Source organism: Nitrospira sp. SG-bin1, assembly GCA_002083365.1.
Classification (GTDB): Bacteria; Nitrospirota; Nitrospiria; order Nitrospirales; family Nitrospiraceae; genus Nitrospira_D.
Genome location: LVWS01000032.1, coordinates 50,814 through 65,620, shown reverse-complemented (window position 1 = coordinate 65,620; position 14,807 = coordinate 50,814). Strand labels below are relative to the sequence as shown.

11 protein-coding genes, 1 tRNA gene and 1 pseudogene are annotated in these 14,807 nt (G+C 53.4%); 6 read left to right on the top strand and 7 right to left on the bottom strand.

All coding sequences use genetic code 11. The features are described 5' to 3' along the window. Positions 1-126: 126 nt before the first annotated feature. Complete coding sequence (locus A4E19_03215) at positions 127-783, bottom strand: hypothetical protein (GenBank protein ID OQW33426.1); 657 nt, start codon at positions 781-783, stop codon at positions 127-129. Positions 784-995: 212 nt separating this feature from the next. Between A4E19_03215 and A4E19_03210 the strand changes: the two genes are divergently transcribed. Then, positions 996-2,996 carry a hypothetical protein gene (locus A4E19_03210; protein OQW33425.1) on the top strand — a complete coding sequence of 667 codons (2,001 nt, stop codon included), beginning with the start codon at positions 996-998 and terminating at the stop codon, positions 2,994-2,996. A gap of 469 nt (positions 2,997-3,465) precedes the next feature. Here A4E19_03210 and A4E19_03205 read toward each other — a convergent pair. Beyond that, a tRNA-Ser gene (locus tag A4E19_03205) sits at positions 3,466-3,558 on the bottom strand. 625 nt (positions 3,559-4,183) lie between these two features. Here A4E19_03205 and A4E19_03200 point away from each other — a divergent pair. Next, positions 4,184-4,372, top strand: coding sequence for a hypothetical protein (locus tag A4E19_03200; protein OQW33424.1), 189 nt, complete (start codon positions 4,184-4,186; stop codon positions 4,370-4,372). A 236-nt stretch (positions 4,373-4,608) separates the two neighbouring features. Here the strand turns inward: A4E19_03200 and A4E19_03195 are convergent, their stop codons facing one another. The 4 genes and pseudogenes from A4E19_03195 to A4E19_03180 form a co-directional block, all read right to left on the bottom strand. Beyond that, positions 4,609-6,570 carry a hypothetical protein gene (locus A4E19_03195; protein OQW33423.1) on the bottom strand — a complete coding sequence of 654 codons (1,962 nt, stop codon included), beginning with the start codon at positions 6,568-6,570 and terminating at the stop codon, positions 4,609-4,611. Between the two features lie 1,131 nt (positions 6,571-7,701). Continuing rightward, positions 7,702-8,058, bottom strand: coding sequence for a hypothetical protein (locus A4E19_03190; protein ID OQW33422.1), 357 nt, complete (start codon positions 8,056-8,058; stop codon positions 7,702-7,704). A gap of 375 nt (positions 8,059-8,433) precedes the next feature. Next, a complete protein-coding gene (locus A4E19_03185) occupies positions 8,434-9,723 on the bottom strand; it encodes a pyridine nucleotide-disulfide oxidoreductase (GenBank protein OQW33421.1) in 1,290 nt (429 codons plus the stop codon). A gap of 362 nt (positions 9,724-10,085) precedes the next feature. Next, positions 10,086-11,318 (bottom strand): annotated as a pseudogene (locus tag A4E19_03180) (pyridine nucleotide-disulfide oxidoreductase). Between the two features lie 396 nt (positions 11,319-11,714). Here A4E19_03180 and A4E19_03175 point away from each other — a divergent pair. Continuing rightward, positions 11,715-12,461 (top strand): hypothetical protein, encoded by a 747-nt coding sequence (locus tag A4E19_03175; GenBank protein OQW33420.1) that lies wholly within the window; start codon positions 11,715-11,717, stop codon positions 12,459-12,461. An 83-nt stretch (positions 12,462-12,544) separates the two neighbouring features. On the opposite strand, the gene A4E19_03170 is transcribed toward A4E19_03175, so the two are convergent. Beyond that, the gene (locus A4E19_03170; protein ID OQW33419.1) at positions 12,545-12,895 is read right to left on the bottom strand and encodes an HxlR family transcriptional regulator; all 351 of its coding nucleotides are present in this window, start codon (positions 12,893-12,895) and stop codon (positions 12,545-12,547) included. A 151-nt stretch (positions 12,896-13,046) separates the two neighbouring features. Between A4E19_03170 and A4E19_03165 the strand changes: the two genes are divergently transcribed. The 3 genes from A4E19_03165 to A4E19_03155 all read left to right on the top strand — a co-directional run bounded on the left by A4E19_03165 (position 13,047) and on the right by A4E19_03155 (position 14,739). Further along, a complete protein-coding gene (locus A4E19_03165) occupies positions 13,047-13,769 on the top strand; it encodes a 3-oxoacyl-ACP reductase (protein OQW33418.1) in 723 nt (240 codons plus the stop codon). A 63-nt stretch (positions 13,770-13,832) separates the two neighbouring features. After that, a complete protein-coding gene (locus tag A4E19_03160; GenBank protein ID OQW33417.1) occupies positions 13,833-14,060 on the top strand; it encodes a 4-oxalocrotonate tautomerase in 228 nt (75 codons plus the stop codon). Between the two features lie 106 nt (positions 14,061-14,166). After that, entirely contained in the window at positions 14,167-14,739 is a 573-nt protein-coding gene (locus A4E19_03155) for a hypothetical protein (GenBank protein ID OQW33416.1), read from the top strand. Positions 14,740-14,807: the final 68 nt, after the last annotated feature.

Sequence of the window (14,807 nt, the reverse complement as noted above, 5' to 3'; positions counted from 1 at the left end):
GCGTGTTTTACGATCACATGGTCCGCAGGAAATCCACAATTCACCATTAGGCTTGCCTACCTCAATTGAAGCAGTTTCACTCATAGATTCGGCCTCTCTCAAGATTTCTATGATGCGCTTATAATCCTATGGTGTATCTGTCCGTGCTGGAACCCGTTTCTTAAGCGCAGCTATTTTTGGATCATGGAGGTAAACGCTTTGAACAATGTGCTCGGTAATATCGACGAGGGTTATAACATCCGAAGTTTCTGGCGAGAAATTTCTGTGAGTTGTTGCATGCCCTGCTTCAAGAATCGTCTCTAGTCGCTCGCGTTCAATCCGTGACACATAGCCTAATTCTTCAAATTTCTTTAGGTTTTTTACAAAACTTCCTTGATCTCCTGACTTAGAAATCATGATTTTTTCAATCAAAGACCTAATGCCCATAACGGCAAGGCTTGGGAGGTTGTTCTGAAGTGCCACGTAGATTTCTTTCAGCAACTTCTCAACAAATCCATCTTTTCCGGCATGCGAAAATAGCTCAGAGAACCATTTAGGTTTCGGCCTAAAGATTGGAGGTGGAATGTAACTAATAGAGGGCCACGGGTCAGGATCTTCTGAGAACCACGAGCTATGTCGCAATATAACACTGTCACATCCAAGACACTTCAGCGTCTCGTATTCATCTTTACCGCCAATTCCAGACTCTTCATCTTCCCACGAAGTTGTAATGGAATGGAGAACCTCGTGATTGCGATCACCACCGCACTGATTGCAGTGTACTTTTTGCGGTTTTAACTCCATTAATTCGTCATAACCTTTCCTTGGAAAAATGTACACATTTCGCTGGGAGTTTCATTTAGAGACTGGTCAGATGTCATGAAGTGTAAGCTACGCCGACCATGAAAAAGTGTCAAACGAACTGTGGAGGCATTTCTAAGGGAGGTCGGTAACTTGCGCGGTCCGTAGCCCTATGGTAGAGAGGCATACACCGCTTTATCCACTAGGGTACTGATATGAAATGGCATGAAGCAGTCGATACGCCCATTAAAGTAATTGCTTCACTTCTTGGTGCCATTTTAACGTCTCTTTTAATCCTTCAACTATTACATACGGAATGGGCCTGGATATCTAACATACTCTTAATATCTGTAATACCTTTTATATGGCTCTTGTTCATACATCTAGCTTTGAAGAAGAGTACGATCGGAGCGAATTTGGGAGCCTCCACGGTGGTACTGCTTTACTCGCCTCGCATTCGCAGAGTTGCGTGGGTATGTATTATCGCAATACCAGCATTCAGTGCGGCTTGGGTCTACTACAAGTCTCTACCCACCGATAGGTTCATAATCGCCGTGGCCAATTTTGATGGCCCGGACCCACAATCCTATCGAGTAACTGAATTACTATTGGCACATTTGCGCCAAGTGACCAAAGAGTATCCTGAGATGGAAGTTCTACCACTGAACCGCTCGATCACCGAGCAAGAGGGGCCATATGGAGCCAGGGAAATCGGTCAGAAGGCGAAGGCTACGGTAGTAATATGGGGTTGGTACGGGAAAACGGGGGAGAAGGTTTTACTTAACAGTAATCTTGAATTCCTCAGTACAATTAAACATTCGTTTCCGATGGCTAGAGAGATATACACATCACCGGCTTCAGATCTAAACACTTTCCGAGTCCAAGAAGATCTTTCAAATCGACAGGCTTATTTGGTACTTACCGCAATTGGCCTAGTTAAGTTAGAAGCCAAAGATTTTGCAACAAGCATTAAGCTATTTGCTCATGCGCTGACACAGAAGACGGCTATGGAAGCAGTTAAATACTCCGCATACTTCTTTCGTGCCTTAGCTCATCGACAGGATGGTGAGGATAATCAGTCGATCGCAGATTACACAGAATCGATCCGATTGAAAGGTGACGTAGCCGAATCTTACAACAACCGTGGCAACGTGTATCAGCGCAAAGGAGAATTTGAAAGGGCAATTCTCGACTACGATCAAGCGATAAAGTTGAAGGGAAACTATGCAGAGGCTTTTAACAATAAGGGTTCAGCCTTCTTAGGGATGGCGAAGTACCAAAGCGCTATCGGCGAGCTGAGTGAAGCAGTAAAGTTACAGCCGGATTACCTTGATGCCTACTTAAATCGCGGAATTGCATATGCGAAACAAAATCAGTTTGAGTCTGCCAAGGATGATTTTGAGCATGCCATACAGCTAGCTCCCACTGATGCCAGGGCTTATAACAGTCGCGGTGCGATGTTCCTGCTGCAAGGCGATTACAAAAGTGCATTGACTGACCTTAATCACGCCCTAGAACTAAAACCAGATTTACCCGAGGCCCATAGCAATAAGGGATTATATTTCGCTATGACCAAAAATAATGAGGGAGCAATCAAGGAATATGATCGGGCCATAACCTTGAACCCTCAATTTGTGGACGCCTATTTATGCCGTGGAAACGTCTATACAAACCTTAAACGTCTGGATAAGGCGCTAGACGATTATGATCGAGTGATCAAACTTCAGCCGAATTATGCTGATGCCTATTACAACCGAGCTATCTTGTACAAGGACAATGGGCAACCGGATTTGGCATATGCCGACTACACAATAGCGATTGAGAAGAACCCTGATTACTCCAAGGCGTACATAAACCGTGGGGTGATCCGTATGGAGCGTAAAGATATTGTTGGCAGCATTGATGATTACAATAAGGCTATGAAATTAGACCCTAACAATTCCATGATCTATTGTAATTTATGCATGGCGAAACTATTGAGCAACGAACCTGACAAGGCTCTAGCCTATTGTGAAATAGCAATTAGACTAGATCCCAATAACGTTGTGGTGCATCAGACTCGAAGCAAAGTAAAAATGGTAAAAGGTGATTTGTCAGGAGCAGCTGAAGATATCGAGAAAGCACTCAAGATTAATCCCAGCAACGAGGACTCTAAACGTATTTTAGATTTAATTCGGCGAGGTCAAAAGGAAAAAATCGAATTTTCTGTCAACTGAGCCTTTCAACAGGTTCAGATAAGAAAGAAATCTCGAAGCATAGAACTCATTATGTTGTCTATACAAACTACTGCTATGAATCATATAATTCTCCTGTTTCCTTTTTCTCGCGGCTGGTATATAAGTCTTCTCGGTTGATCGAGTTCTCGATCAGCCAAGGAACCGAATCAGGAGGAAGCCCGGGGCGGTGCCTCGGGCCGGACTGAGGAGGTAGAAGTTGCGTGAGCCGGTGGCCTCGGTGAGGTCACGATCCTACCGGGGGTAGGAGAGACGCCAGCAATCGAAGCGGCCACGGTGTGGACGCCCTATAGCGGAAGACACTTTCGCATGGGGAGTCGCTCGTGGCTTTTTTTGTGCCTAAATCCCGTACAACTGAACGACTGAAAGCGGATGAATGCTCCGTGTCTCGCGGTGCGTCCATCCGCTTCCTGCATCTTAAGGCTTACGGGTTATTCGCGGTAGACGACGGTGGCGGAGAGGGAGGGATTTGAACCCTCGGTAGAGATTTTGTCCCTACGGCGGTTTAGCAAACCGCTGCCTTCGGCCACTCGGCCACCTCTCCACACTGATCTTTCACATACTTACGCGGGTTTCAGCATTCGCCTTTCGGAAGCGGAGTGAATATCTCGCCGAGAAAGTCCTGTACGCGGCGTTACACCCTGAGGGTATCGATTTATACGGGATGTCGCTCGTCGTTGTAAACACCCATTCCGCGTTGGCGGTGGGGAATGCCGGGTGAGGGCGTCGTGGACGAGTGCGTTCACAGAATCGTCCGTACGCGACCATTTTTCGCATACGCGCCGATGATCGTCAAGGTCTCCCGCGCGAGGCACACATGCTCTTTTGAAACATTCCGGCCGCTCTCCAGAAAGTAGCCCTAACTTCGCTAGACCTGCCCAACTAGGCCGCTGCCTGTCGCACATCAAGCAGGAGGCCATTGACGGTGCAGTGGGCGCGCATCGCGCACCGCCTGATTGATATTTCGCGAACTCTTCATTGAACGCTCGATGTTTGGGTGACCCTTGGATCGGCAAGAATCTTTTCTATCGCCGCTCGGAATACCCGCCAAATCGACGGACACGACGGATGGCCCTGCATGGCCCGAATGAGATCCGGGAAGGTGGGGTTTGCAGCTGGCATTTAGAGATTTCTCGACGCCATCGATGATGGCACCGACGAGTGGCGCTATGGAAGATGGCTTGGGCGTCGGTCGGACCGAGCTTGAGATAGGCGACAATATCCGCCTTACTGACCCAGACGGGGTGTCGATTGAAGTGCGTTGCGGGGCTAATCGACTGGCGATGAATCGCGAGATGACGGGGAACGGGAGCCGGACGCTTGGCCATTGGACACATCCAACTCTACAAAAATATTAAAAACCCGTGAGGATTTAAGGGATTTAATAAGTTGTAAGTTGTAGTGTGAGGGGCGAGAGCGTCACCCCCGGATCTATTGTCTGCTAGATCCCCGCACAACCATAAGGTCGGTCTGTGCGTCCTATATGCCACTATATGGAAACAGCACGGGATCAAAATCCTCTATGTCAATGGTCAAAGGAAGGTCCCCAACTGTCGGCCCAAAAACAAATATTTTGAGTTGCTTTGTCCGAAACTCAGTCTGTGGTCTCAGTACCCTTTCCTTTTATTGCATCTTTCTGGTTAAGTTCCAGTGTCGTATTTGCTGATGTGGAAACGGAATTGGGTGTACTTGGTAAAGTGTTCGGAACGCTCACCTGTTGAGAAGACGCTTCTGTTGGAAGCTGGCCTTCCAGCTTAGCCCGAGACCAATCCCACACTCGCTCGCTGAACGTTGCTCCTATCAGGCAGGTAAAGAACAGAACGTAAGCATTGGGTTCTGTTTCACCAACCGCGTAGGCAGCCAGACCTCCCTTGACAGCTAGGTATACTATCACGGCGGCCGATAGGCCGCGAACCAAGACGCCTCCTAATTCACCAAGAGTTGGCTCGGTCAACACTGACCCCTCCTTGCTCCGGACAAAAGATGAGATCGTCGCTCCAAGCAAGCCGAATCCAAGCATGCCGGTAATTAGGACTAAGGCAAGAGACTTTGTCCTAACGAGCCAACTAGAGACTAAACCAAACGGACCCAGGCCAAGTCCCGGATCAGGAGGTTCAGGTCGCGCTGTATTAAGTGGGGGAGGAGTACATCCGGTAAACCGTGGATGTGTTAGAGTCATGATAGCCGTGGTACTTGAGGTAGGTGGTGGCACAATATAAGTGGATGGACTCATAAAATCTTGCATTCTCTTAGAATCTCGGGCCATTTCCAGTGCGCGACGAAGCGCCGTAGTTGAATTATGGATTTCTGTTTGAACAGTCGTCTGCCAGATACCTGCACTATGCTTACAGTCCCGAAGATTATCGTAATAGTCTCGTAAGCCTCGATTAAACCATCGCTCAAGGGTCTCTACGTAAACCGCTTTCTCTTGAACGGACATCGGGGAAAGTGTCTTCGTCTCAAAGGAGGTCAATGCAGTATTAAGTGAATTCCGCTCGTGTTCGTGTGCCTGGCTTCTGAGGTCCTCCCAAGCTTGTGTAAAGTTGGCGGCCATGAGTCTAATTCCTGAGTTAGATGTGAGCTCTCGGACGTCGTCTAATAACTCATTCCAGTAATTAGAGTAAGACTGTTGGTTAGATTTTAGTCTTTCGATTTCAGCTTGAAGAGCATTTGCTGTAGCTTGAAGTGCATCAAGTCCATCGATTACTGGTGGGAGAACCTTTGATGGGTACGTTCTGTCAAAATCTGTTAGCAGCATGATATTGCGTTCAAGAGTTGATTTGAGTTGTTCATTGCTAACAGGTGAAGCAGAGCCTTTCTGCTGCAGCCAAGGAATTGAAACCATTGCCGCGATGCTCAGGTAGGCACTAGCCAAAAACAAACCAGAGAGCACGAGCGCTCGTTTCTGAGGGGGTGCAAGCCCGCGCAAAAAGGTGGTTAGGCGCATCACTCGGCCGTGCTCGCTGGTACTCGGTGTCTCGCTTAGCGTATGCCCTACCAACGACCACAAGGCCAATGCGAGTATTAGACCAGATATGTTCAGCCACTCGAGTAGTCTTCGCAATAAGTCACCAAATTTACTTAAATATGTTTGGAGCCCTGTTAAAAGAGCTTTGGTAAGGTTGGCTAGATGTATTGGATCTGAAGCAGAGTCCAGAATTGGATTCTGCGTGTCCAGTGGCATTCGTCGTAATATTTCATCAAAAACCCACACGGGTGCTATCACGACTTGGTAGAGCACCTCAGGAAAGATCAGAGCGGTAACACCCAACCCAAGTAATCGTGCTTGTTGAGTCATCCCAAATAGATCTCTACTGCGGAAAATGCAGCGACAAACCCAGACGATTCCAAGAGACACACCAAGTAGAATTAAGATTTGCACTACCCACAGGAAGGCAGCCAACAGAGTGATTGCCGTATCGCGCGATGTTATCCTATCCTTCTGCTGTTCCAAAAAATCCGCAAGTCCTACGGATGCGGCAATTGCTATGAAGACGAGAAGTAATATGGCGGTGAAGACTGCAACGATTTTCAATGTGGCAATGGGAAACCTCATGGGCCACCTCCCCGCAGTAGACGGTTCAGTAAACCTGCATAGGTGATGTGTCTGCTGGATATTCCGAAGGCATTAAGTCTTTAATGGTCATGATGAAATTTATGGGACACGGTCACAGCATGGCTGTTCCGGGAGGAAGAGTATGGTTAAATTTGCCGGGAGATACATGGCCCTAAAATCGATCAAAATCTTTCCTTTTTAAAACCACTGAAAGATACACCTGTATCCCATTAAAATCGAGACGGTTAACAGCACCTGTTTATTGCACAATTACGAAGCCTGCCTTTGTCCGAAAAGAGCGGGGGGATATTCGGGGGGAATAGACTGGGGAACCCACGGTAAAGGACGGTACTACCCACGAGAGCAGTTCTCGCAGTGTTTATAATGGGTTTTGAAGTTTTTAGCGGGATTGGTGGATTCGCTCCGGAAGATTTAACAAACCGTCGCCTTCGCCCACGGCTAGGAACGGTACAAGAGCGGAGTGATGATGCTGTTAGCAGGAACGTGGCACGTGAAGGCTCGTGGATGGACGTTTACGAAGTCTGAGCCACCCATTGCTTGGTCGACGCCGTCTGAGTAATCCCTCATCTTGTGAGCGCCACCTCATCATCGCAAAGAGCCTTCGTAAAAAATTTGATGAGGTCGTTGCAGGGGCTTCTCGAGACGTCTCGGGTTGATCGTCGCCGCTCAACAACGGAATCGTATACCGTAACCCGACATGACTTGGGCGCACGACACCGCTCAGGGCGAGCATGTGAAGGGCCTTTCGTTTTTGCCTGGTGCGCGCTAACTGGATTCGCAATTCGGGGAGTGGCATGCCGAGGTCTCCTTTCTCATGGACAAGTCAACCTGCCGAGGTCAGATCCACAGGATGCGCTTGAAGTCCGCATCCAGGCTTCGTGGATGGCCGCATTGACGGCATCGAACGAAGAGGCCTGAGTCGTCACATGCGCTGGACGCTCGAAGCACGAGTTGGTATGTTTCTCCTCCGCAGAAGGGGCAGGCTTTCCCATGAAGGTTCTGTTGGATGGACCCTTGCCTATTGGGTTGTTTTTCCATCATCCACCCCCAGTGAACGATTGTGTCGTGGTTGACACTATTTGCAGGGCTGTCCGGCCAAGAATACCGGTTTCACGCACGTACCATGATCTGATCGCCGATCCTCGGTGATGCCGGCAGTTGGTATCCTTCGGAATCAGCGAATTGTCTGAGCCGCTCCTGGTCCTTGGGAGACACGAGAAGCAGCTCGATTTTGATCCACTCATTCTTCACCCACTGAACTTCGGCCAACTCGATCACGCTATACGCTTGCTCATCGGGAAACCAGAGACGCAGCTTGACGTAGTCACCAGGGCGCAGCTTTTCCGGATGCAGGACGATAGGCTCGGAGGAGGAGAGGGCATAGATGCACCCATCCCCTTTCAACCCGTCGCCTCCCTTCGACAACATGCAGTCGATTCCAATTTTCAATAGGAGTCCAGAAGGCATATGCTCTCCTCTTGTGAAAAGCCTGGGCGGTGAACGCAACCGTAATACAGAGAGGATGCGAGAGCTACTCCCCTGGATAGGTGGAAAACCTACCGAAAGAGGCAGGAGATTGCCTTGCGTTCGCCACGCATGAACGCTTATACAACCTATAGACAACAATGACTTATGTGTACTAGATAATCTTATGCGTTAACTATTTGACAATGATCGAGGGTGCTTGTCAGAGCTGGCCCATTCAAAGGTTGGAGTCTCGGTGTGATGGTGGGAAGAGGTCAGAGTTTTTGGCGATTACAGGCAGTTGATCTTATCCGACTCCAAGATTCCGCCACGTCGCCCTGTCCGACGGAACAGGTCTCTCGTACAAGATAGGCGCCTTCAAGAACTCTCTCGGTGCATCTGATCTGTCGGTGGAATATTGCGGGCGGGAGCGGCTTGTTCGAAAATCAGTCGTGCCCCCGGTTTGAACGTCAGGTAGTACCACACCCATTCCGACATGACGCGGAATCGGTTCCGGAAGCCGATCAGGAAGAAAATATGAACGACGCACCAGAGCAGCCACGCAAAGAGTCCTGACGCATGGGTTGAGCCGAATTGAGCCACGGCCTGTGCTCGCCCAATCGTGGCCAGCATGCCGCGATCTTTATACACAAAGGACGGCCGTTGGTCCGGAGCGACCTCTTGATCGATGAGCTCGGCAACATACCGTCCCTGTTGCATCGCGACCGGCGCCACTCCCGGTAACGGTTTCTCGTCGCTTCCCACGCAATGGGCCGCGTCGCCGATCACGAAGATCCATGGGTCGTCCGGAATCGTCAGATCCGGTCGGACCTTGATCCGACCATAGACATCTTGTGGAACCGAGATGGTGTTCAGGAGGGGAGACGCCCGATTGCCCGCCGCCCACATGACGTTGGTGGACGGGATCCATTCCTCTCCAACCTTCACACCGTCGACCTGGACGGCGCTTACCGGACTCCCGAGTTTGATCATCACGCCCATGCGCGTGAGAGCGGCGGAAGCCTTTGCCGACACCTTCGGATCGAACCCGGGTAGAATACGCGAACCGGCTTCCACGAGCATGACCGAAAGGTCGTCAAGGCGTAAGTGGGGAAAGTCCGGTCCCATGGCTTTCCTGCCGAGCTCGGCCAGGGCTCCGGCCAATTCAACCCCGGTGGGCCCTCCGCCGACGATGACGAACGTCAACGGACTATGCGCGCCGGTCGAAGCTCTTCGTCGTTCGGCCTCTTCAAACGCGAGCAACATCCTCTCTCGAAGCTGGACGGCATCGGTCATCGTCTTGAGTCCGGGCGCGAAGGACTCCCATTCGTCGTGTCCGAAATAGGCATGGCGCGAGCCCGGTGCCACGATCAGGATATCGAAAGGAATCGACGCACTGTTCCGTAGGCGGACCCGTCGAGCCGACCGGTCGATCGCCACGACCTCGTCCATCATCACGCGAACGTTGTGCTGCGAACGAAAGAGCGTGCGCAGGGGCCAGGCGATATCACCGGGGGACAACGCGGCGGTGGCTACTTGATAAAGGAGAGGTTGAAACAGGTGGTGATTGGTGCGGTCGATGAGGGTGACGTCGGTCCGGCGCAGGCAGCGTGCCGCCGTTAAACCTCCGAACCCGCCTCCGATAATGACGACTTGCTTGCCGGACATTCTACCTTGTGCCGTACTCCGCGAACCTGTTGTCCCGTTGATTTGCTGCCGAGCGTACGGGGCTCGTGGTCACGGCGATGAAAGGTGCAGCTTGCCGTCGCCGATACCCACGGTGGGTTTTAACATAATTCGCCTTGTGTTGCCGGGGGCTCTACATGATAGGGAACGGCGAGACCATCATGATCCAACGATAGTGTGGCGGCTTGCGACGGGAGCGTGGTCGACGAATGACCGGAGATGCAGAACGTGGAGTTTTGACCTGACGCCGTGCGGCGTTACGCCGCACGGCGTAACGGAGGGCGTTCCTCGCCGGCGGTTTCACGTACGGAGCTCTTGGATGTCAGCGGGCGTTGGCTGGGAGGTTGTTCACATAACAGTCTCGCACCCGGCTTGAAGGTGAGGTAGTACCAGGTCCATTCCGACATCACTCGTATTCGGTTCCTGAGACCGATGAGGAAGAAAATGTGGACGATGCACCAGAGCGCCCAGGCCAGGGGCCCGGATGCGTGGATCGGACCGATCTGGGCGACGGCTTGGGCTCGGCCGATCGTCGCCAACATGCCTCGGTCTCTATACATGAACGGTGAACGTTGATCGGGCTGAAGACCTTCGTTGATCAATCCGGCGGCATACTGACCTTCTCGCATGGCCACCGGAGCGATCCCCGGCAAGGGTTTGCCGTCACTGCCAAGACAATGGGCGGCGTCGCCGATCACGAAGATCCATGGCTCATCCGGAATCGCGAGATCCGCGCCGACTTTGACGCGGCCATAGGAATCTTGAGGAACCTGCAGGGTATTCAAGAGAGGCGAGGCTTTGTTGCCCGCAGCCCAGATGACATTGGCCGAGGAAACCCATTCGCTTCCGACCATCACGCCGTCCGCGCGGACCGCACTCACGGGGCTGTTCAGCTTGACCGTGACTCCCATGCGCTGCAGGGCCGTCAGCGCTTTCGCTGACAGCTTGGCGTCGAATCCGGGCAGAACGCGAGGACCAGCCTCCACGAGAATGATCGAGAGGTCGTCGAGCCGTAAGTGAGGATAGTCCGGCCCCATGGCCCTTTTGCCGATCTCGACGAGCGAGCCGGCCAGCTCGACTCCCGTCGGCCCTCCGCCCACGATCACGAAGGTCAGGCGATCCTGGGTGCCGGTCTCGGCTCGCTGCCGCTCCGCCTCTTCAAATGCGAGTAACATCCGTTCGCGCAAATGCACCGCGTCCGCCATGGTCTTGAGGCCGGGAGCCAGCGGCTCCCACTCATCGTGCCCGAAATAGGCGTGACGAGAACCCGGCGCGACGATCAAGGCGTCAAAGGAAATAGGGGCGCTGTCCCGAAGCCGGACCACGCGAGCGGTCCGATCGATGGCGACGACGTCATCCATCACCACACGGACATTGGCCTGTGAGCGGAAAAGCGTGCGCAACGGCCAGGCGATGTCGCTCGGAGACAGCGCGGCGGTGGCCACTTGGTAGAGCAAGGGCTGAAAGACATGGTGATTGGTGCGGTCAATCAGGATGACCTCGGCCTCGCGCAGGAAGCGGGCCGCCGTCATGCCTCCGAACCCGCCCCCTATAATGACCACGCGTTTTCGAGCCATGAGGTTGAACCGGGAGGTATGGCTACTTGCGGGAACGGATGCGCGTCAAAACGGGAACGGCGCGTCCGCGGTAGCCGGCTACACAAGCGGCTACGGTGACGGTGATCACGGTCAAGTGAAAGAGTTCCACGTCGCACCTCCCGAAAATGGTTCACTGCGATAAGGGGTGAGGAAGATACGTTCGAGCCACGCTATGTGCCAAGGGGGAAAGTGTCAAACACTTCCTCCAAACCGGCTTGAGCATCCTCTCTTTAAGAGTCGGTAGGTTCGGCTTTTTCTTGAGCTTCCGCGGAACAATATCCAAGAACCTAGGCAGGGGATTTGAGCTGCTACACTTACCTCATCGATGGAGCCGGCGTTCATCCGCTCTGGGTAAGAGAACAAGGAGTACATCTCATGGCTGCCAATGTCCGTCGCCTGGTGCATAGAACCGTTTCGACCTGCATCCCTCTTGCCTTCTTCGCGATTTCGGCCTGCTCCGGCGGGTACTACACGGCCGATGTGAACGGCGAGAAGAAGGTCTATCGCGTTGATGAACATGGCGCCAAGACGCTCGTGTATGAAACCGATCAGAGCGGAAAGACCACCATTTACGATGCCGACGATCCGATGGCGAAGCGTCAGGCTGCCGCCCAAGAGGTCGCCGAACAGCTGAGCGCGAAGCGGGCTGAGCAACGTGAGCCGCCGACCCGCGCATCGAAACGGCACGCGAACGATCCCATCTACGTCAACCTCGTCCCCCCGGTATTGGATGCGCAGATGGAGAAGGCGGAGCGATCAAAAGGAGCGGTGGCGGAACAGATTCGGAGTGAATTCGAGACGGATCCCATCATCAAACTCGTGGAGGAGAGCCGGAGTCGTTCAGGTTTGCTGAAACCCCATGCAGCGGCGAACGCCGATGTCGAAGTGTTGCCGAAGGTCTCGCTGAAGGAAGCCTATGGGGTGGATCGGAAGACCGGAAAGCCAAGCAAAATGCTCGCCGTTGTCTTTGAGGCCACCATCACCACGCAGGTTCCACCGGCGACCTACAATGTCTCGGAGTCAGGCCATGTCTTGCGAAACCTGGAAGTCTCCAAGCGCTTTGCAAAGCAGGTGAAGCAGGTCATCCTGGAGAAAATCGGCCCCACCATTCCGGCTCATTGAGCCGCGCCATCCGTACGGCACCCTCCCCGGTCGCTGCGCGCCATCGCACGCCTCACGGCTGGGCTGTCCCTCACGACCGATCATCAGGACCTCGCGCGCCGTTTGAGTTTGTGTCCCACCTGCACGATGGCATCGATCGCGGGTGTGAGCTCATGGCCCAGGTCGGTCAACGCATATTCCACGGTCGGCGGGGAAGTGGGCATGACGTGACGCGTCAAAATACCGTCCCGTTCCAGCCGTTTGAGCCGTGCCGAAAAGACTTTGGGCGAGACACCCGGAATATCGGCCAGTAATTCGCTGAACCGACGGGGCCCACCTCGCAGATACCAGATCACGTTCGGCGTCCAAGCCCCTTTCAGAAACTGCATGCAGGCGGTAAGCGGACAGCCCAGCGGAGGGGGCACCACCCGGGATTTTCGTCGTTTGACGGCCATCGTGTCCCTCTTCCGATGCTTCGTTGGGCACTTACCGAACGGAAAGTCCAATCTCTCCTTACCAAAAGATAGCATATTGCCCTATACCAGTACAGACATTACCTTGGGTGCAGGAGACGACATTCACCATTCAATAAAAAGGAGTCGCATCATGAACGGAAAGAAAACGGCCGTCATCACCGGAGCGTCCAGCGGGATCGGACTGGGCCTCGCAACCGCGTTGTTCGAGCAAGGCTATCGTGTGGTGGCCAACTCGAGACGCATCACGCAAGCGGGAACGTTGGTCGCCTCGGAGAACGTGGCTCTCGTGGACGGCGACATTGCCGATGCGGATACCGCGCGTCGAATCGTTGAGGTCGCGGTCCGGCGATTCGGCACGGTGGATCTGTTGATCAACAACGCGGGGGTGTTTATCCCCAAGCCGTTCACGGACTACACGCGGGATGATTTTGAGCGTCTGGTGTCGACCAATCTCGCGGGGTTCCTCTATGTGACTCAAGAGGCCGTCCGTCAGATGAAACGACAGGGGGCGGGCCATGTCGTCACCATCACCACGACGTTGGCGGATCAACCGGTTGCCGCGGTGCCGGCCGCGATCCCGGTGCTGACGAAGGGCGGGCTGAATGCGGTCACCGCCGCCCTCGCCATTGAGTTCGCCAACGACGGCATCCGATTCAACGCGATCGGAGCCGGTGTCATTGATACGCCCATGCACAAACCGGAGGCGCACGACTTTTTAAAAACCCTGCATCCGATCCGGCGGATCGGCAACGTCTCGGAGATCGTCGATGCCGTGCGGTATCTGACCGACGCCACGTTCGTGACGGGTGAAGTGTTGCACGTCGACGGCGGAGCCCATGCGGGAAAATGGTGATCACGCAATCCCGAGCGCTCGATCGAGCGCTCGGGAGCGTCCAACGGAAAGAGGAGAACGATCATGCCCTACGTCCTGATACAGGTGACACGTGAGGGAATCACAGGCGCGCAGAAAAAGGCGCTGATCAAAGGAGCCACGGACCTGGTGGTCCGGGTGTTAAACAAGAATCCCACGCAGACCTTCGTGGTAATCGAGGAGGTCGATCTCGACAATTGGGGTATCGCGGGAATGACCGTCCAGACATACCGCCGACATGAACGGGCCATGATGGACGAGGCCGCTGAATGATGGTCTTATCGGATAACGCCGCTCAACGTGGACGGGCCGGCTGCTCTATTGTGTGGGACTCGCCGCTCATCCATGCAATAATGCGACCCTCCAGCGCGGGAAACCGATGGCAAAGATACAACCAGCTGACCCTCGAGTCACCATCGCGGATACTTCCAAAGGCCTTCGGATCGTCATGCCTTGTCGACGTAGCTGGTTCGTGATTCTCTTCCTCACGTTTTGGCTCTGTGGTTGGGCGGTGGCTGAAGTCATGGTCGCGAACCAGTTTTTACACGGCGATGCCCCGCCGGATGGAGAATTCTTCATGCTGGCTTGGTTCGGGGTCTGGACCGTCGGAGGACTGTTCGCCATCTATGCCTGGTTGTGGCAAGTGATGGGGAAGGAGATCGTCATCGTGCGTGGACAGACGATCATCATTCGACGTGACATGGGAGGATTCGGGTTCGACAAGGAGTACAATCTAATTCAATTACGGGATCTTCGCCGCGGACCAGTCGGGTTTAGTCCGGTCGATCTGTCATCCAGCCTCCAATTATGGGGAGTCGGCGGTGGAACGATCGCGTTCGATCATGGTGACAAGACCTATCGGTTCGGCGCGGGCCTTGATGAAGCAGAAGCCAAACAAGTCGTGACCGCCATCAAACAGCGTTACCGCGTTCTTGAAAGCCCATCACGATAAGCTCATCTACACTCACCGCCCGGGGCGGCCTTTCACTTCCGATAGCAGGCGGCACAAAAGGAGCCTTC

Excerpts from the sequence above, each read along its gene's own strand:
- A4E19_03215 (OQW33426.1), bottom strand. The coding sequence starts at position 783 with ATGGAGTTAAAACCGCAAAAAGTACACTGCAATCAGTGCGGTGGTGAT.
- A4E19_03210 (OQW33425.1), top strand. The coding sequence starts at position 996 with ATGAAATGGCATGAAGCAGTCGATACGCCCATTAAAGTAATTGCTTCA.
- A4E19_03200 (OQW33424.1), top strand. The coding sequence starts at position 4,184 with ATGGAAGATGGCTTGGGCGTCGGTCGGACCGAGCTTGAGATAGGCGAC.
- A4E19_03195 (OQW33423.1), bottom strand. The coding sequence starts at position 6,570 with ATGAGGTTTCCCATTGCCACATTGAAAATCGTTGCAGTCTTCACCGCC.
- A4E19_03190 (OQW33422.1), bottom strand. The coding sequence starts at position 8,058 with ATGCCTTCTGGACTCCTATTGAAAATTGGAATCGACTGCATGTTGTCG.
- A4E19_03185 (OQW33421.1), bottom strand. The coding sequence starts at position 9,723 with ATGTCCGGCAAGCAAGTCGTCATTATCGGAGGCGGGTTCGGAGGTTTA.
- A4E19_03175 (OQW33420.1), top strand. The coding sequence starts at position 11,715 with ATGGCTGCCAATGTCCGTCGCCTGGTGCATAGAACCGTTTCGACCTGC.
- A4E19_03170 (OQW33419.1), bottom strand. The coding sequence starts at position 12,895 with ATGGCCGTCAAACGACGAAAATCCCGGGTGGTGCCCCCTCCGCTGGGC.
- A4E19_03165 (OQW33418.1), top strand. The coding sequence starts at position 13,047 with ATGAACGGAAAGAAAACGGCCGTCATCACCGGAGCGTCCAGCGGGATC.
- A4E19_03160 (OQW33417.1), top strand. The coding sequence starts at position 13,833 with ATGCCCTACGTCCTGATACAGGTGACACGTGAGGGAATCACAGGCGCG.
- A4E19_03155 (OQW33416.1), top strand. The coding sequence starts at position 14,167 with ATGGCAAAGATACAACCAGCTGACCCTCGAGTCACCATCGCGGATACT.